This window comes from Nocardiopsis sp. iso_40 (genome assembly GCF_056173285.1).
In genome coordinates this window covers 5,232,768-5,250,527 of sequence record NZ_CM149666.1, presented here as the reverse complement: position 1 = coordinate 5,250,527, position 17,760 = coordinate 5,232,768, and the positions used below count along the sequence as shown (strand labels likewise).

General features: G+C 70.7%; 16 protein-coding genes. 4 read left to right on the top strand and 12 right to left on the bottom strand.

The genetic code is table 11. The features are described 5' to 3' along the window. Nucleotides 1–356: 356 nt before the first annotated feature. The 3 genes from AC0VYD_RS22690 to AC0VYD_RS22680 all read right to left on the bottom strand — a co-directional run bounded on the left by AC0VYD_RS22690 (nucleotide 357) and on the right by AC0VYD_RS22680 (nucleotide 3,507). Nucleotides 357–1,868: an NCS1 family nucleobase:cation symporter-1 gene (locus tag AC0VYD_RS22690; RefSeq protein WP_475480349.1), complete on the bottom strand. Its 1,512-nt coding sequence runs from the start codon at nucleotides 1,866–1,868 to the stop codon at nucleotides 357–359. A 293-nt stretch (nucleotides 1,869–2,161) separates the two neighbouring features. Further along, complete coding sequence (locus AC0VYD_RS22685; protein WP_475480348.1) at nucleotides 2,162–2,488, bottom strand: LLM class flavin-dependent oxidoreductase; 327 nt, start codon at nucleotides 2,486–2,488, stop codon at nucleotides 2,162–2,164. A 260-nt stretch (nucleotides 2,489–2,748) separates the two neighbouring features. After that, on the bottom strand, nucleotides 2,749–3,507 hold the full coding sequence (locus tag AC0VYD_RS22680) for a hypothetical protein (protein WP_475477409.1): 759 nt from the start codon (nucleotides 3,505–3,507) through the stop codon (nucleotides 2,749–2,751). A 331-nt stretch (nucleotides 3,508–3,838) separates the two neighbouring features. Between AC0VYD_RS22680 and AC0VYD_RS22675 the strand changes: the two genes are divergently transcribed. Then, the gene (locus AC0VYD_RS22675; RefSeq protein WP_475477408.1) at nucleotides 3,839–4,306 is read left to right on the top strand and encodes a flavodoxin family protein; all 468 of its coding nucleotides are present in this window, start codon (nucleotides 3,839–3,841) and stop codon (nucleotides 4,304–4,306) included. 294 nt (nucleotides 4,307–4,600) lie between these two features. Here the strand turns inward: AC0VYD_RS22675 and AC0VYD_RS22670 are convergent, their stop codons facing one another. From AC0VYD_RS22670 to AC0VYD_RS22630, 9 genes are all read right to left on the bottom strand, one after another. Then, entirely contained in the window at nucleotides 4,601–6,190 is a 1,590-nt protein-coding gene (locus AC0VYD_RS22670; RefSeq protein ID WP_475477407.1) for a polyamine aminopropyltransferase, read from the bottom strand. A 125-nt stretch (nucleotides 6,191–6,315) separates the two neighbouring features. Next, a complete protein-coding gene (locus tag AC0VYD_RS22665) occupies nucleotides 6,316–6,744 on the bottom strand; it encodes a DUF350 domain-containing protein (protein WP_475477406.1) in 429 nt (142 codons plus the stop codon). 96 nt (nucleotides 6,745–6,840) lie between these two features. Further along, nucleotides 6,841–7,284 (bottom strand): hypothetical protein, encoded by a 444-nt coding sequence (locus AC0VYD_RS22660; RefSeq protein WP_475477405.1) that lies wholly within the window; start codon nucleotides 7,282–7,284, stop codon nucleotides 6,841–6,843. A 10-nt stretch (nucleotides 7,285–7,294) separates the two neighbouring features. Further along, nucleotides 7,295–7,807, bottom strand: coding sequence for a DUF2617 family protein (locus AC0VYD_RS22655; protein ID WP_475477404.1), 513 nt, complete (start codon nucleotides 7,805–7,807; stop codon nucleotides 7,295–7,297). Between the two features lie 7 nt (nucleotides 7,808–7,814). Then, nucleotides 7,815–8,417: a DUF4178 domain-containing protein gene (locus tag AC0VYD_RS22650; RefSeq protein WP_475477403.1), complete on the bottom strand. Its 603-nt coding sequence runs from the start codon at nucleotides 8,415–8,417 to the stop codon at nucleotides 7,815–7,817. Between the two features lie 575 nt (nucleotides 8,418–8,992). Further along, complete coding sequence (locus tag AC0VYD_RS22645; protein ID WP_475477402.1) at nucleotides 8,993–9,847, bottom strand: sulfurtransferase; 855 nt, start codon at nucleotides 9,845–9,847, stop codon at nucleotides 8,993–8,995. Between the two features lie 71 nt (nucleotides 9,848–9,918). Next, nucleotides 9,919–10,383 carry a hypothetical protein gene (locus AC0VYD_RS22640; protein ID WP_475477401.1) on the bottom strand — a complete coding sequence of 155 codons (465 nt, stop codon included), beginning with the start codon at nucleotides 10,381–10,383 and terminating at the stop codon, nucleotides 9,919–9,921. Then, nucleotides 10,376–10,738, bottom strand: a complete 363-nt coding sequence (locus AC0VYD_RS22635) for a hypothetical protein (RefSeq protein ID WP_191266484.1) — start codon at nucleotides 10,736–10,738, stop codon at nucleotides 10,376–10,378. Before AC0VYD_RS22635 ends, AC0VYD_RS22640 begins: the two co-directional genes overlap by 8 nt. Nucleotides 10,739–11,492: 754 nt before the next feature. Continuing rightward, a complete protein-coding gene (locus AC0VYD_RS22630; protein ID WP_475477400.1) occupies nucleotides 11,493–13,136 on the bottom strand; it encodes a hypothetical protein in 1,644 nt (547 codons plus the stop codon). A gap of 212 nt (nucleotides 13,137–13,348) precedes the next feature. On the opposite strand from AC0VYD_RS22630, the gene AC0VYD_RS22625 reads away from it, so the two are divergent. The 3 genes from AC0VYD_RS22625 (at nucleotide 13,349) to AC0VYD_RS22615 (ending at nucleotide 17,677) form a co-directional block, all read left to right on the top strand. Continuing rightward, on the top strand, nucleotides 13,349–14,896 hold the full coding sequence (locus AC0VYD_RS22625; RefSeq protein ID WP_475477399.1) for an NAD(P)H-hydrate dehydratase: 1,548 nt from the start codon (nucleotides 13,349–13,351) through the stop codon (nucleotides 14,894–14,896). Between the two features lie 439 nt (nucleotides 14,897–15,335). Beyond that, complete coding sequence (locus AC0VYD_RS22620; RefSeq protein ID WP_475477398.1) at nucleotides 15,336–16,358, top strand: hypothetical protein; 1,023 nt, start codon at nucleotides 15,336–15,338, stop codon at nucleotides 16,356–16,358. Nucleotides 16,359–16,612: 254 nt separating this feature from the next. After that, nucleotides 16,613–17,677 carry a hypothetical protein gene (locus tag AC0VYD_RS22615; protein ID WP_475477397.1) on the top strand — a complete coding sequence of 355 codons (1,065 nt, stop codon included), beginning with the start codon at nucleotides 16,613–16,615 and terminating at the stop codon, nucleotides 17,675–17,677. Nucleotides 17,678–17,760 lie beyond the last annotated feature (83 nt).

Genomic DNA, 17,760 nt, shown 5'->3' with positions numbered 1-17,760 from the left:
TTCCATCATGCCTCTTCCGAAAGGATGGCTGACACCGGTTTTCTGAACGAACGGGAAGGATCTTCGGGAATATGAGGGCTCCCTCGCGGACGCCGATGCCGGGGGAGGGGTTGTCATTTTTATGGGTTTTTTCAGGCACCGCTAATCCCCAGCTCAAGTGGCTTTGGATCGTCTGGTTCACCTGCTGTCCGATTGTGGTCGTGTTTCTTTTTCGGCCTGCTTCCCGTTTCTCTGGGTGATGGTCTGCTTTCCAGGGGTTTTATTGTGCGCCAACATCCGCAGTTCGAAAACCGGGCACGAAAGGGGGCGCCGCGCGGCGAACACTGCCGCGCGGCGCCCGGGGACGCGTCTCGGAGTCAGGCGACGGGGTCGGCCGACCGGTCGGCGGCCTCCTCCTCGGCGGCCCGCTGCCTCGGGTCCGGGAGGAAGCGGCCCAGCGCCCAGTGCACCAGCATCGCGCTGAGCAGACCGACCAGCCACCCGTAGTCGGACAGCGGGGCCAACGGCGGGATGAGCCCCCCGGCGGGGAAGGGGCCCTCGCCCTCGGGTGAGTTCGAGCCGCCCACGGCCAGCAGCGCACCCGTTCCGAAGGCGGCGAGGGCGCGCCAGTTCCAGCCGCCGGAGTACCAGTACTCGGACCCGCGCGTGTACAGGGCGGGCAGGTTGATGCGGGTGCGGCGCAGCAGCCAGTAGTCGGCGAGCAGGATGCCCGCCACCGCGCCCAGGAGTCCGCCTACGGTGCCCAGCCAGGTGAAGACGTACACGTTCTCGTCCTCGATGAGCTTCCAGGGGAAGATGAGTACCCCGAGGAAGCAGGTGAGGATCGCTCCGGTGCGGAAACTGATCCAGCTGGGTTTGAGGTTGGCCAGGTCGTAGGCGGGACCGACCAGGTTGGCCGCCACGTTGGTGGAGACCGTCGCCAGCAGGACCACGAAGATCGCGAAGAGCAGCCCGATCCCGCTCTCCATCCTGTCCACGACGTAGATCGGGTTCCAGATCGGCTCACCGTAGACGGACGCGGTGCCGGCGGTCACCATGACCGCGATCAGCGAGAACAGCGTCATGGTCGTGGGCAGGCCCAGTGACTGGCCCACCACCTGCGCGCGCTGGGAGGAGGAGAAGCGGGTGAAGTCGCTGATGTTCAGGGTCAGGGTCGCCCAGTAGCCGACCACGGCCATCAGGGAGGGGAAGAACAGCGCCCAGAAGGACGGACCCCAGTCCGTTCTGCCCTCGACGGCGAGCATCGGGCCGAAACCGCCCGCCTCGACCGCCATCCACACCAGCAGGGCGACACCGCCGACGGCCATCAGCGGGGCGGCCCACACCTGGACCCTGCGCACGCCCTCCATGCCCCAGAGGATGATCGCGACCTGGGCCAGCCAGAAGAGGCCGAAGGACAGCCACAGCGTCCACGGGTTGCCGCCGACCTCGGTGGCGTCGACCCAGCCGTCCCCGAACAGCCGACCGGTCAGGACGTGCACGCCCTGACCGCCGATCCAGGTCTGGATCCCGAACCAACCGCAGGCCACCGCGCCGCGCAGCAGGGCGGGCAGGTTGGCGCCGCGCAGGCCGAAGGAGGACCGGGCGAACACGGGGAACGGGATGCCGTACCTGGCGCCCGCATGGCCGGTCAGCACCATCGGCAGCAGCACGATGAGGTTGCCCAGGACGATGGTGACCATGGCCTGGCGCCAGTCCAGCCCGGCCGCGATCAGGCCGCTCGCCAGCGTCCACGCGGGGATGCTGACCGACATGCTCACCCACAGCGCGGTGAAGCTCCCGGTGCCCCAGGTCCGCCTCGACACGGGGAGGGGCTGGAGGTCGTCGTTGACGAACGGGCTCCGGGCGAGGGCGGTGCCCTCGGGCATCGACACACGGCCGTCGGGGTGGGTGACCTGGGATGGCGGTTCGGACAGGGGCGGCTCGGGTGTGGAGGGCACTGTGGACACGGGACACCTGCGTTTCGGTGGGGCTGGCGGGGGAGCGGTGTGCGCGGACGCGGCGCTGGGCCCGCGCGGGCGGAGCCCGGCGAAAGATCCGAAATATCCGGAAAAGGTGCCAGGCCGTCGAACATCTTCGCACGTCATCCCCCGCGCGATGACGCGGTACGTCGGCACCGCGGCCCCCGGCCGGTACGGGTACCGGCCGGGGGCCGCGTGTCTCAGCCCGGGGCGGCCGGGGCCAGGGCCGGGACGACGTCCCGGCCGTAGGCGTCGATGGCCCCGTCGACGTCGTCGTGCATCGCGTAGACCGCGAACTGGTCCACGCCCGCGGCGCGCAGCCGCTCCAGCTTCTCCACGTGCTCCGCAACCGTTCCGGCCAGGCAGAACCGGTCCACGATGGCGTCGGGCACGAACTCGGTGTCCGGGTTGCCGACCCTCCCGTGATGGCGGTGGGGCCGTCGGGTACGGACCGGTACCTGGGTGCGAGCGGGTTGGCGCGCTGTAGCGGTCGCACCCCAGGCAAGAGGGGAACGGCAGGTCGATATCAGAAGTCCGGCAGGGGGAACGCGAACGGGTTAACACTTTCGCATTCGTGGCCTCTGGTAATAAATGTCCTTTGCACGGCGGTGTTGATTCAGCGGAAAAGGCAGGTTTCGCTGCTGGGCCAGCGAGGATTCCGGAGGTCGGCACACATGCCGGAGGGCCGCCGGAAGGGGTGTCCCGACGGCCCCTGAGTGGGGTCCGCCCCCTACACCGACCGGACCGGAGAGGGGGCGCTCCGGGGCGGGCGGCGGGGAGGCCTGGATCAGCCGGTGATGTCGATCTCGACCTCGTTACCGCCGTAGGTCTCCGCGCTCAGACCGATGTGGGAGAGCTCGTCGGGGTCGTCCACGTCGAAGACGATCGCCGTGCTCACGGTGCCCTCCTCCGGCACGAGCACACTCATCTCGGTGTTGTCGTAGGCACCGGTGGCCTCGTAGTCCTCCTCGATCTGAGTGCCGGACTCCGTGTACAGGTGCTGTTCGTCCCGCCAGAACAGCGGGAAGAGGGCGTCGTCGGTTCCGACTTCCAGGTGCACGACGACGTACTCACCGATCGCCCGCTGGCCCCCGACCTCGGGCAGACCGGTCTCGACCTCGGTCACGGTGAAGAGCAGGCCGTCGTGCGCGACCTCCTCGCCGAGGCCGGGCATGTCCGAGTTGGACTGGCCAGCGCTGCCACCGGTGCTGTCACCGGCGCTGTCCTCCTCCACCTCCGCGAAGACGAAGAAGAGCATCAGGACCAGGACGAGACCGATGACGAAGATCCCGCCGCATCCGAGGCTCACCCACAGCCAGGGGGAGGTCCCCTTCCTGGGCGCGGGCTGGCCGTACGGGCCGCCGTAGGGACCGCCGTAGGGACCGCCGTACGGGTCGCCGCCCTGGGGCGGGCCGTACTGGCCTCCGTAGGGGTCGCCGCCGTAGGGCGGGCCGCCGTACTGACCGCCGTAGGGGTCGCCGCCCTGGGGCGGGCCTCCGTAGGGGCCGCCGGGCGGAGGCGGACCTCCGGGAGGGGGCGGGCCCATCGGCGGTTGGCCGCCTCCCGGGGGCGCCCACCCGGGAGGCGGTGGGCCCATCGGCGGTGGGTCCACCGGTGGTTGGCCTCCGGTCGGAGGCGTCCCCGGCGGAGGACCTTGGTAGGGGTCGTGCGGAGGCTGATTCATGCGGCCCTTGGCTTTCTTCCACGGTTTCTGCTGATGACGGGAGCGTGTGACCGGGCCGTGGGGACGGCTGAACTCTGCGCCCGTCAGTGCGGGCGTCCGGGTTCGCCCGAGGTCAGGTGGCTTTCGGCGCCAGTTCTTCTGCCGCCGTCGAGGGGCCGTCGGCTCCGGAGGGAGCACTGCCTAATGTGGGTGTATGGCACGACTGCTCATCGTTCACCACACTGTCTCCCCCGCCACACAGGAACTTCTGGAAGCGGTGCTCGACGGTGCCCGCACCGACGATATCGAAGGGGTCCAGGTACGGGCCAGGGCAGCCCTGGCCGCAACCGCCGCGGACCTTCTGGAAGCCGACGCGGTGGTGCTGGGGACCCCGGTCAACATCGGCTACATGTCCGGTGCCCTGAAGCACTTCTTCGACACGGTGTACTACCCCGTCCAGACCGACACGCGGGGGCTGCCGTACTCGCTCTACGTGCACGGGGACAACGACACCTCGGGTGCTGTGCGCGCGGTGGAGTCGATCACCAAGGGCATGGGGTGGAGCCGGCACCGGCCCCCGGTCGCCGTCACCGGCCGTCCCGGAACGGAGGCCAGGCAGGACTGCTGGGAACTGGGCGCGGTCACCGCCCTGGCGGCCCTGGAGCGCTCGGAACAGGGGTGAGGAAAGCATCCGTTTCCGGTAAGGGGCGGCAAGTCTGTGTCAAGGGTTGTCATCCGGGGTGATGCGGGCGGCGTGGCGTGCGCGCCGTCCGCCCGGCCGGGGTGAGGATGGGCGTCGGGCCGCGGGGGAGCCGACGAAGGTGACCCGCTCCCCCCGCTGGCCCGCCCCCGGCCGAAACCACCGCGTGGCCGCCCACTGGCCCAAGATCCCAGGTCGCGCGGTGTCTGACACCGATGGCGCCCGTACCCCCGGTACGGGCGCCATCGGTGTGGCCGGGTGCGTACGACCCGGAACTCAGTAACCCCGCCAGGCCTGGCGGTCCTGGTGGTAGCCGATGATCCGCGGATGCATCAGCGTGGAGGAGCGGACATCGCCCTCCTGCCGGTCCTTCGGGAACACCAGGGACGCCGACAGCAGGTCGTCGTCCAGGAAGCGCAGCTCGGGGGCGTCGTCCGGCAGCGTCAGTTCCGGGGCCCGACCCGAATCCCCCTCGGAGGCACCCAGGTAGAAACCCCAGTTGCCGAAGGTCGGGACGTCCACGTTGTACGGGGTGACCGCGATCCCGGCCTCCTCCAGCGAGTGGCCCACGCTCCAGTAGGCGTCCGGGGCGAAGAACGGTGAACCGGCCTGCACCACCACCCGCCCGTCGGGGTTCAGGGCCTGTTCCAACAGCGCGTAGAACTCGATGGTGTACAGCTTCGAGGTACCCACGTCGGTGCCGTCCGGAAGGTCAGCGATGACCACGTCGAAGTTGTCCGGGTTGTCGCGCAGCCACTGGAACGCGTCGGCGTTGACGACGTCCACCCGCGGGTCCTGGAAGGAGTCGTCGTTGAGCTCGCGGAGCACCGGATGGGTGGAGGCCAGTTCGATCACGGCCGGGTCCAGGTCCACGAGGGTCACCGAGTCGACGTCGTCGTAGCGCAGCAGCTCCCGGATGGCCAGGCCGTCTCCGCCGCCCAGGACCAGCACGTCCTCGCGCGGGCCGTCCATCGCCGGGTGGATGAGCGACTCGTGGTACCGGTACTCGTCCAGCGTGGAGAACTGGAGGGACCCGTTGAGGAACATGCGCACGTCCCGGCCGTCCAGGGACTGAGTGAGTACGATCTCCTGGTACTCGCTGCGCTCCGCGTACGCGATCGGGTCCCGGTACATGGCCTGCCGGGCGTCCACCTCGAAGTGCTCGGCGAAGTAGTAGGCCAGCCCCAGCACGACGACGATGAACGTCAGCCCCGCGCTCAACCCCGCGTAGGCGAGCCTGGTCAGATCCGTGCGGAACAGCCACAGCACCACCGCTACACCGATGACCGCGTTCAGCAGCCCCACCATCAGGGCGCCCTTGGGCAGACCCAGCAGCGGCAGCAGCAGGAACGGGAAGGCCAGCCCGCCGATCAGACCGCCCACGTAGTCGGCGGCGAACAGGTCCGCGACCGCCTCGGAGGCCTCCTGCTTGCGGATGCGCTGGATGAGCGTCATCAGCAGCGGGATCTCGATGCCGATGAGGGTGCCGATGACGAACGCCAGCAGCACCAGCGTGGGCTGGTAGGCGTTCACGGACAACCAGGCGAAGGACCCGTACAGCAGCAGGACCGACAGGCCGCCGACCAACGACAGCAGGCCTTCCACCACGGCGAACGACAGCGCGGGGCGGGCCTGGTACCGCTTGGACAGCAGCGAACCCACACCCATGGCGAACACCATGACCGACAGGACCACGGAGGCCTGCGTGATGGTGTCGCCGAGCAGGTAGCTGCCGATCGCCACCAGGGCCAGCTCGTACACCAGGCCGCAGGCGGCGCAGATGAACACCGCCAACAGGATGAAGAACCGGGCCGCGCGCGCGGGCACCGGGAGTCGGGGCCGCGAGTGGGCCGTGGTCTCGGTCAAGGTACTGCTTTCTCGAGGAAGTGCGGGGCCGGTCCGCCGGACCGATCCCCTGGGAACCGTCGGCCCGGGAACCGTCGGCCCGGGAGCCGGGCGCCCGGGGCGGGCGCCCCAGGAGCCCCCGGGCCCTAGGAGATGGCGGCGGCCACGACCAGCGCGATCGACAGGTGCGCGGTCGCACTGACCCAGGTAGCCGGGTGCCACTCGGCGTTGCTGACGATGTGGCTGATCTTCGTGGGGGTCAGCAGGTCGATCAGCAGGAACGACAGGGCCATCACCACCAGGCCGATGAGCCCGAAGACCGCGGTGGAGACCAGTCCGGGGACCAGGCCCAGCTCGGAGTAGCTGGACATGATCGCTGAGACGACCACGACCGCGGCTCCGAGAGTGTTCGCGGACACCAGCAGGATCGCGTTCGGGTTGCGGTCCTCCCAGATCAGCTGGTGCAGCTTGCCCGGGGTGAGCAGGTCGGTGATCAGGTAGCCGAGCAGCATGACGGCTGTGCCGACCACGCCGTAACCCAGGGCGGAAAGGGAGCTGCTGAGGATTTCGTTCATGGCCTCGTCCGTGTCGGGATGGTTGGGGCGTCGGTGGGTGTGGACTGCGCAAACGAGCCCGTCCCCCGACACGGCAGACTACTTGTCCTACTTGCTCTACTTGCCGAAGCCCGACCCGCCGCCGCGGTTGTTGCTTCCGCTGCCGTTGCTGTTGGAGCCGCCGCCTCCGCCGCCCCCGAAGAAGAAGAATCCACCGCCGCCACCGCTGTTGTTGTTGCTGTTGCCGTTGTGGTTGTCGCAGTCGTCGGTCGGTGTCGGGCTGGGCGTGTTGCGGTACGAGGAGTTGGTGGAGCTCCCCGGGCTCGGTGTGCTGGAGGGGCTCGACAAGCTGAACGGGCTCGGCGTGCTCGACGGGCTCGGTGTGCTCGACGGGCTCGGCGTGCTCGACGGGGTGGCGGTCGCACTGGCACGGGGCTCGCAGTCAGCGTTGTTGTCGCCGTTCGAACACGCCGAGAGCAGGAGCAGCACGGTGACGGCGCCGCCGACCGCGGCGACCCTGTGTCGTGGAGCGTGTGCTTCGGGGATTTTGCTCTTGGCCATGTCGGCCTCCTCAGGAAGTCAGGGTTGTGGTCGTCGTCACCAGTTCGTTGCTCTGCGGATAGGCGTGCCAGGTACGCCAGTGCAGGGACGCCCCGCTGCCAGAGGTCAGGTGCAGCGCGGTGACCGCCAACGGATCACCGGGGAAGGCGACGAGCAGCCCGCCGGGGGAGTCGGAGGTCTCCTGATGGATCTCCGCGACCCGGAGGGCGAGTTCGTGACGAGGCAGCGACTCGACGACGGAGCCGAAGCGGTAGTCGCCCACCCCAGGCAGAGGGTGCCCGGCGCAGCCGGGGAGCCCGCCGGGAACCCCCGGCAGGCAGGCGACCGTCTCCACCAGCTTCCCGTCGTCGGACGCAGACCGCAGGACCACCTGGTGTGAGGCTCCGAGGACCCGGAGTTCGACCCCGAAACCCGGCACCTCGACGGTCCGGGTCGCCAGAGGCTCGACCAACGGGTGGTTCAGGGTCCAGACCAGGTCGTCGGCCTTGGTGTCGACGAAGGGGGCGCTGATGCTCGCACGCATACCGGGATCAGCTCCCGGGGAAGATCGTGAAGGTACCCGCGGCGATCTTGGTGCCGGTGCTGACCTCCCAGCTGCCGTGGTCGAAACGCTCGAAGGCGAGCAGCTGACCGTCCGCGGACTCGTAGTCCGCGTAGTCCATGCCGCCCTGGGCCTTGAGGCCGGTGGTGCCTTCGGAGCGGTAGGAGCCGGAGCCCTTCTCCTCCAGCCTGTAGGTGACGCCCTCGAGCTCGATGGTCTTGCCCTGGGGGACCATGGTCAGGTCCGGGCGGCCGGTCCACAGGGCCAGCTCGAGGTCCGGGTCCTCCTCGACCGAGAGCCAGCGCTTGCCGCCCTCGACCTCCAGGAAGTGCTCGGACCAGACGTAGCCGCCCTCGGACAGGCGCAGGGTGCCGCGGATCCAGGTCCGCTCGGTGCCCCAGTCGATCATGTCCCCCGCCTTGATGTTGCGGGGGTCACCGGCGGTGTCCGTGGTGGAGGACGCGGCGAAGGGGTCCTGTGGCGGCGGGGGCACGTCCTGCTTCGGGTTCTGGGTGCGGGAGCGCTGCTTGTAGATCATGACTCCGATCACGATCCCGACGATGAGAAGCAGTAGCAGCAGGAGTTCGATCACCAGTGTTCCTCGTTTCGCGGTGAAGCACGTTGTCTGTTGGGGCCGGGCGATCCTACTGCTCTGTCTGACGCCGGCTCAGGGGATCCGGTTCCGGTTCTGGCCGGATCAGGTCAGGTCAGCACGGTACGGACGGGAACTTTTCCCAGCGGCAGGTTGTTGAAGCACCCGCTCTTTTCGGATGAGGCCATCTCGGACGAGGCCATCCACTTTTGGGAGATTTCGGGCTTTTTGGGCTTTTCGGGCCTGGGTCTCTTCCCAGCCTAGGCGGTTGCCGGGACCGGGAACGGTCTGCGCGGCGACGGTTTGGCAGGCCGGGAACCAGGGCGGAAGCGGGGTGGGGGCAAGGATGGTGGGACGGGGCCGGGCTGGTGGGTCGGGGGCCAGCCTGGCGGAGGCCGGTTGGTGGAGCGGGGGCAGGCTCGGGGGAGCGCAGCGAAACCCCGCCGCGGTCCGCGCTGACGGCGCGAGCCCCGGCGGGGCGTCGAGTGTTCGAGTGGCTGTTGCTGTTGCTGTTGCTGTTGCTGGGCGCGGGCAGCGGTGGTTGCTGGGTCGCGGGCGAAGCGGGGAGCGGCCGGTCAGTGCTGGGTGTCCCCGGTCTCCAGAGGCAGGGAGTCGTCCCCGCCCCACCGGCTCCACGACCCCGGGTACAGGCGGGTGTTGCTGAAGCCCGCGTGCTCCAGGGCGAGGAGGTCGTGGCAGGCGGTCACCCCCGAACCGCAGTAGGCGGTGACCGTGTGCGCGGAATCCGCGCCGAGGGCTGCGAAACGCTCGCGCAGGACGTCGGGGGCGGCGAGCCGACCGTCCGGGGTCAGGTTCGCGGGCCACTCGGCGCTGCGGGCACCGGGGATGTGCCCGGCCCGGGCGTCGACGGGCGCAGGCTGCTCACCGGTGAAGCGCCCGCGGACGCGGGCGTCCAACAGGAGCCGGTCCGGGGCGGCCAGCTCCCCCTGGAGGGCCTCGGTGTCCACCAGGCGGTCGGCGGGCCAGGGGAGTGCGGTGCGGTGCACCGGGGCGACCGTGGCCTCCCCCTCCTCCAGCTCACCGTTCCAGGTCTGGAGGCCGCCGTCGAGAAAGGCCGCGGAGGTGCCGAGGATACGGAGCATCCATACCAGGCGCGCGGCCACGGAACCGTTCGCGTCGTCGTAGACGACCACGCGGGAGTGGTCGCCGATGCCGAGGCGGCCCAGGGTGCGGGCGAGGTCCGCGGCGGCCGGGAGCGGGTGGCGTCCGCCCTCCGGGCTGGCGGGCGCGGCGAGGTCGGCATCCACGTCGGCGTGCACGGCGCCGGGAATGTGGCCGCTCAGGTAGGCCTCACGGCCGGATCGGCCGTCCAGGTACCAACGGGAGTCGACGAGAACGACCTCGTCGATGTGCTCACGGAGCCAGGCGGCCGAAACGGCCACCGGCAGGGACAGCGTCTGATCGGACATGGCGACAGCCTAGTGACCGCGGAACCGGAGGGTCGCCGTGCCCCGACCCTCGGTGGTGGTTCGACCGGAGGTCAGGCCCCGGTGGCCTGCGCCTCGCGGTCCAGACGGTGGACGTGCAGGATCCACCACAGGCCGAGGACGGGAAGTACCAGTGGGATGAACAGGTAGCCGCTGCCGAAACCGGACCACACGGTGTCGTCCGGGAACACCCCGGACGCGAACACGCTCAGCGCGCCCACCACGAGTACCCCGGCCATCTCCACGGACACCGAGACCAGGGCCACCACCCGAGAGGTGCGCCCCGCACGGGCCAGACCGACGGCGGCGACCAGGTAGACCACCCCGGCGAGCACGGACAGGCCGTACGCCACGGGGGCCTCCTCGAAACGCGTCACCAGCTGGTAGCTCCCGCGCGCGGTCGCGGCGAGAGCGAACACCGCGTACACCGCGACCAGTACTCTTCCGGGGCCCGTGCGCAGAGTGCGGTCGGCGACGGGCCCGGTTCCCGGTGCCTCGGATTCCGGTGTCTCAGACAACAGGGCTCCACAACTGCTCGATACGGACCATCAGCACCGGAAGGATCAGACAGGCGAAGGCGATCACCGCCGGACCCCACTTGGTGCGCTCCATGAACCCCCACACGGCACAGGCGGGGGGCAGCAGCACCACGGTCGCGAGATAGGACACGAACATGACCATCTCGTCGGGGCGTTCGCCGCCGACCATGGTCACCACGGTCGCACCGACCTGCCCAAGCACCAGCAGCCACAGGACACCCACGCCGATCAGGTGCGGGACCAACATGGGCTGATCGCGGAAGGTCGAGATGAGGCACCACACGGCCATCGCCAACGACACCATCTGAATGGCCATGGTCAGCCAGTCGACCACGCTTCCTCCACTCGCACACCACGCGTGTCCGCCCATGTCAGCGGACCGAACCAAACTACGACAGACTGTAGTACCCCGGATGTACTGCCTCGTACTCAGCCTGTACGGGGGTGTGCGGGTGTGGTGATGGGGGTTCGGGTGGGGTTGTGTCTGAGCTTCCTGTGCCTGAGCTCCAAGCCAACCCGCTGTGGTGTGGGGAGTGCGCGGGTGCAGGTTCGGGTGGTTTGTGGTGGGGGTTCGGGACCCGTTGTGGTGGGGGGTTCTGCGTGGGTGCTCCTTCAAACGGTTGGTGGTGGGGGTTCGGGACACCCCCCTGGGGTGGTCTGGGCCCGGTGTTCGTCCGGCTGGGCCCTGTGGGGGTTGGTGTGGGGCGTACTCGGAGGCCGCTACGCACCTCGCGGGACGTGTTTGATCTTGCTACGTCTGGTTCTGGAAAAGGGCGAGGCCCGTAGCTCGCCACCCCCCCTGGACTACTGGCGTGTTCTGGAGACACGTGTCCCCACGTCTGGCGAAAACTCCCTGTGGCCGGGCGCCGCCCACCGCTCTTCGGCCAACCCCCACCACCGGAGGAGGGCGCACAAGGCGCACGTTCTGTGACCCCCTGGGGTTGAGGGGGTCGGGGTGGTGGGGGGCTGGATCCCCCGGGGGCTGGCAGCTGGGAAGTGCGGCAAAACCCCCAGGGGTGAAGGGGACCCGGGGCGTGCTCGTCCAACCCCCGGGGTGCTGTTGCTTGAGGATGCAGGGGGTGCCGGACCTATCGCTCGATGGTGAGCTGGCCGGACACATCGACGGTCTCCGTGCCGGGCAGCGAACCGTCACCCCCGCTGTCGGGGCCGTCCAGTCCCTTCACCGCCCGCTCCGCCTCCCGCCGGGCGCACGCCCGGATGAGCTGGGCGTAGGACTCGCCGGTCATGGACTTGATCGAGGAGACGCCCGATCCCACGTAGTGCCGGGCCGCGAGCAGGCCCGCGCTGGTGCCCTTCCCCCACTGGCCGTCGACCCCGTAGGGCTCCAGGTGCTCACCGAAACCGGCGGCCACGATCAGCCTCTGGACGGCCTTGACCCCTTCGGAGGGGGTGGGGATGCCGTCGCCTTCCTTGAGTCCGAGCAAGTCGAGTCCTTCCGTGACGGCCCCGGGGGGCTGTGTGAACGTTCCGTCCTGAACGAGCTGGTAGGCCCTGTCGCCAGGGCAGGAGGTGGAGATGAAGTCGCGGTGCCCCAGTACGGCCCCGGCGATGGAGGTGTCGGGCTCCATCAGCCACTGCCGCAGCATCCGGACCGCGTTGATCTGCTCGGGGGTGATGGCGTCGGTCGGACCGGTCGCCAGGGTGCAGGAGTAGTGCGATGAGTTCCCGCCGGGCTGCGCCGCCTGGGTGCGGTACAGCCCGCGTCCCTCGATGACGTACCCGTGCGGGCAGGCCATGAAGGAGTTGCCGGTGAAGTACACCGTCCCCCGACGCCGGGCCAGCCAGGTGCCGTTGGGGGTGGTGGGACACCAGACGTGCCCGCCGTAGGTCTCCTCGCGGAGGGTCAGGCCGTCCTGGTCGCGGTTGATCGGCAGGAGGGCGCGGTGGTCGGGTGCCACGGTCCAGCCGTGTTCGTTGTGGTGCAGGTGCGCGGCCCGCCCGGCCAGCACGGCGGCGAACTGGAGGGCCTCGGCCGAGGCCCGGTCCGGGACGCGACCCTCTGGTGCGGCGCCCCTGATCAGCAGGGCCAGCTGCTCCCGGGTCAGGGCTCGGAGGAACGCGTGGTGGGGGACCCCTTCCGTGAGGTGCTCTCTCAGGCGGGGGCTCGGCTTCGCCCTGCTGGCCCATGCTCTGGCGACTTCTTCGACCAGGTCGTGGGGCCACTTGGGTTCGTCCGGCAGGTGGTCGCAGGGGGCTGCGACTCTGATCATGTCCCGGGAGGTGAGTGTTTCCGTGGTCGCCCAGTGCTCCCCGGGCGGGTTGTGGAGCGCGCGCTCCACCGGCCAGCGGTGGTGCGGGGTCGTCAGGGAGGAGTGTGAGCGGCCCCGCATGTGGACGAGGGTGCGTTCGGTGGCCGGGAAGACGTTGACGGCCTGGACCGGCTGCCACTGGGAGGTCCCGGTCGTGTGGTCGAGGGTGAGCACGGTGTCGCCCGCGCGGACCCGCCGGAACGAGCGCCAGCCGTTCTCGGTGAGGATCTCCGTCTCCTCGTCCACGCAGTACCCGATGTCCGCCCAGCCCCGGGAGGGGCCGGTGTGGAACGCACGGGTGTTGCGCCAGTAGGTCAGGCAGGCGGAGTGGTCCTTGCCGGAGAGTCCCTGGTTCACGCTGTCGTAGTGGATGACGAGACCGGAGCGGGGGTTGGCTCGGGAAGCGGGGGATGTGCCCCAGCCCAGATCGGACCTGGATACGTATTTGCTCGGTCGAGGCATACACCTATTGTCCCCAGCGAAGACTTCTCTATGTGGCGAACCCGTGACAACGGGCTATATGAGTCGAAAGTGATTAATGTTCTGTGGATGCTGCGGTCCTCTCCGGGCCGCGGGTACGCCGGAAAGCGCCCGGGTGTGCGTGGCGGTGCGGGTGTGTTCCGAACCGGATGCGCCACGATGGGAGGCCCGACCCCGCCCCTCGGAGGTGACCGGTGCGCTCCGCCCATGTCGTCAGTGTTGTCCGTACGGCCGAACAGGCCCTCATGAGCCGACTGCCCGAAGGCGCGCTCATGCGTCGCGCCGCCATGGGCCTGGCCGTCCACTGCTCCCGCATGCTGCCCCGCGTCTACGGGTCGAGGGTCACACTGCTGGTCGGCGGCGGTGACAACGGTGGCGACGCGCTCTTCGCGGGGGCGGACCTGGCCGCCCGCGGTGCGTTCGTGCGCGCTGTGCTCGCCGGGAGCCGCACCCACCCGGGCGGCCTGGCGGCCCTGCGTGCGGCGGGTGGCCGGGTGGTCGGGGGCGGGGACGCCGCGTTTCCCGAGTCCCTCGGCGTTCCGCTCCCGGAGGAGGTGGAGGCGGCGTTGTTCGACACGGACCTCGTCGTCGACGGCCTCCTCGGCATCGGTGGCCGCGGCGGGCTGCGCGAACCCTTCGCCGCGCTCGCCTCCCTCGCCTCGAACTCTCCTGCCCCGGTGCTTGCGGTCGACCTGCCGAGCGGGGTGGACGCCGACACCGGGGAGGTGGCCGGGCACTCGGTACGCGCGGACGCCACGGTCACCTTCGGTACCCACAAGCCCGGCCTGTTCGTTGATCCGGGCGCGGAGCGGGCGGGCCGGGTGCACCTCGTCGACATCGGTCTGGCTCCGGAGCTGCCCGGTGCCGACCTGGTCTGTCCACAGGCTGTGGACGTCGCCCGCCTCCTCCCGTCCCCCGCGGCCGAGGACGACAAGTACCGTCGGGGCGTGCTGGCTGTGCGCGCCGGATCCGACCAGTACCGGGGCGCCGCGGTCCTGTGCGTGGGGGGCGCCCTGCGCACGGGGGTGGGCATGGTCCGCTACGGGGGTGGCGAGGACGTCCTCGCGCAGGTGATCGCACGCTGGCCCGAGACGGTGGGGCTGGAGCTGGACCCGCTGAACAGTACCGACCTGGGGCCGGGCCGGGTCTCGGCGGCGGTGGTCGGTTCCGGCCGGGGCACCGCCCCCGCCAACGCCGAGGAGCTGCGGGCGGTGCTGGACAGCGAGCGCCCGGTACTGCTCGACGCGGACGCGCTCACCCTGCTGGCGGGCAGCGCCTCCCTCGCCGAGCTGGTGCGTCGGCGCACGGCGCACACCCTGCTCACCCCGCACGCGGGGGAGCTGTCCCGGCTGCTGCCGGACGCCGACCGGGCCGGGATCGAGGCACGCAGGCTCGAACACGCCACCAGGGCGGCGTCGCTGTACGGGGCGACCGTGCTGCTGAAGGGGTCCACGACGGTGATCGCGCACCCCGGCGCCCCGGCGGCGGTCAACCCGACGGGTACACCGCTGCTGGCGACGGCGGGTTCGGGGGACGTGCTCTCGGGCGCTGCGGGGGCTTTGCTGGCCTCCGGGCTGCCGGCCTGGGAGGCCGCGATGTGCGCCGCCTACCTGCACGGGCGTGCGGCGGAGCTGGCGCGGGACGGTGCGCCGATCAGCGCCTCGGACCTGGTGGAGGCACTGCCTCTCGCGGCGGTCGAGGTGCGGCGTGCCGCGGCCGAGGTCTCTTTCCCGGGTGCCTGACACGCCCCGGGCCCCTCTTCGCGGGAAGGGCCGGAGCAGCCCAGGAGCCACCCGCGGGTGCCCGGGACGTGACCTGGGCCGCCTAGGGTGAGCGGCCGAGAACCGCACGATCCGAGCCCGCGCTCGCGGCCAGACAGGCGTCCCCCATGCACCTCGCGCACCACGGCGCGCCCCCGCCCGCCGGGCGGCGGCGCGTTCCGCAATTCTCCCAGCACCTTCGCCCGCAGCCTTCCGTTCGGGGCGGGGCCTCCGTACCCGGCCCCGACGGTGTCCCTGAGGAGGGCCGATGAGCCGGGCACGTAAGAAACACCACCTCAGACGCCACCCGGGTGCACGGCGCCCCCGGCCCTCCGCGCGGACCGGGTGGCGGAGCTGGTTCGGGAGAAGAGACCGCAGGGGCGGGGGAGTCCGGGACCGGGACGGCGAGGATGTCCGGCTCATGGCCCTGGTGGCGGCCCTCGCGGGGGCGGCCCTCATCCTGTTGGGACTGGGCACAGGTGCCGTTCTCACCGTGATGGCAAAACCCCTGACCAGTGATCTCTTCGCCCACGAGGATTCCCGAGGTGCCGAGGCCGCGGTGGTCGGTACGGTCGAGGGGCGCCTTGAGGTCAGCTTCACCACCGCCGAGGGACAGGAGGTGGAGGCCGTCGCCACCGGGTCGTACGTCCTGGGGAAACCCGGCGAGTCCGGCGGGGGCGGTGAACCTGGCACGGTGTCGGTCCGGTACCTCGTCGAAAGTCCGCATGAGGTGGTGCTGGCCGATTACGAGCCCGGCTGGGGCCCCCTCCTGTTGGCGGCCGTCGCCGTGCTCGCCGTGCTCGGCGTGGCGGCGGTGTGGCTGGTGCGCACCTGGCGCCGGGGCGGTCAGCCCAGACGGCTGCGCGCGCGTCTGCGGCGGAAGGCCCCGCCGTACCCGGTCGCCCGCTGGTCGGTGCCGGCCCTGCTGGCCCTCGTCGCGGCAGTGCTGTGCCACACCCGGCCGTTCCTCGGGGCGAACCGGACGGAACCCGGTACCATCGACCCCGCCTTCGTGTGGTTCTCGTCTGGGGCGACCGCCTTCCTGCTCTCCGTGGTTCTCGCCCGACAGGCGGTGGCCCGGCACGCAGAGCTCACCCGGGACCCGCGGGAGGAACGTGGACTCCCCACCGGCTGGGTGGTGGCCGGACTGGTCGTGTCGGGTGCGCTGATCCTCGGGGTCCCCGGCTCCTGGGCCGTGGACTTCGTACTCCACGAACGCGAGACCGCCGCTGGCACCACCGTCCAGGCCACGGTGCACGAGGTGACCAGGGACAGTGGCCGGGGCTGCCGGTACGACGTGCGTCTGTCCTATGAGGCCGCCGAACTGACCCACGAACGCACCCTCTCCGTCCACTGCTCCGACGCGCACTACTACCGTTCCGGCCAGGAAGTCCCACTGAACGTCAGCGACACCGACCCCGTCGCCGTCGCCTTCCCCCGCTGACGCGCCCCGCCGCTGCGTCCCGGCCCTCGTTCCCGCCCTCAGGGAGGCGTCCCCCATGCACCTCGCGCACCACGGCGCGCCCCCGCCCGCCGGGCGGCGGCGCCACGTTCCGCGCTTCCCAGTCCCGAGGGGCTCCGGTGACCAGACGGCGTAGGTCGAACCGGCCCAGGCCCACCCCGGAGTGGCAGCTCAAGAAGATACGGGAGCGCGGTTACCCTCCGCCCCCTCTTTCCGTGCCCGCGCCGGAACCCGCCGTGAGGAAGGGCTGGGCGCACCGGGTCAGGGGTGCCCTGGCGGCGCTCTTCCTGCTGCTGCTCTTCGGCGGGTTCGCGGGTCTGGGGCTCGGCTTCGTCGTACACAACGAACTGACCCGGGCCGCGTTCGCGACGGAGTCGGCGGCCGTACCGGGCACCGTGGTCGGTGTCGAGTACGGGGAGCCGGTGGTCTCCTTCAGCACCCGGGCGGGGGAGCGGTACGAGAAGGAGCTCCCCGGCCCCTTCGCGCACGGCGATCCCCGCGAGGTGGGCGTGCTGTACCTGGTGGACGCCCCGCAGCGGGCGGTGCTGGAGGGTCATGTGTGGCTTCCGTGGTTCCTGGTGCCGGTTGTTCTGGCGCTGGCCACGGGGGGCTACCTGTACTTCGGGGGCGGCGGACTCCGGTCGGGCTGGCACCGGCGTCGCCGGAAGGCCCACGAGTCCGACCGCTCGTCCGCGGCTGGTGGGGCCCCCGGCCCGGGACGTGCCCCGTGGTTGCCGGTCGGCCTGTTCGCGGCGCCGGCAGCCCTCGCTCTGACCGCGTCGGTCGGGCTCTACACGGGGCCCTTCGCGGCTGCGGGAACGGTGGAGCTGGTTTCGACGTCGGAGCTGTATGTCTGGTTCGTCCCGGCGACGGTCCTGGCGTCGTTCGGTGCGGTTCTGGCCGGGAAGGCCCTCCTCCGCCACGCCGAACTCGCTCCGGCCCCGCACGCCCCCGCTCCGATCCGCCTCCTGCCGGCCGACAGCGAGTTCGTGGCGCTGCTGGGACTCGTCCTGGCGGGGTTCCTCGCTCTACCCGTCGGCTTCGGGGTGCACACGGTCCGGGAACAGACCGCCCTGGCGGACTCGACCACGGCCGAACTGGCGGTCGCCGAGGTCACTCGCTCCAACGGGAGGGGCGGGTGCAGGGGATGGGTCCACGTGGCGTACGAGGCCGACGGCCTGCCGTACCGGGAACGGATCGAGATCGCCTGTTCCGACAGCGAGGAGTACGAGGCGGCGCAGACCGTTCGGGTGGAGTGGAGCCGGGTCCGACCCTCCGTGCTGCGGTTCGCCCGTGAGTGACCGGGTCGGGAGACCGGCCTGATCCGGCCCGATCCGGGTTTCGGCCGTGTCTCCCCGGCCAGTGGTCCGTTCCCGCCCCCTCG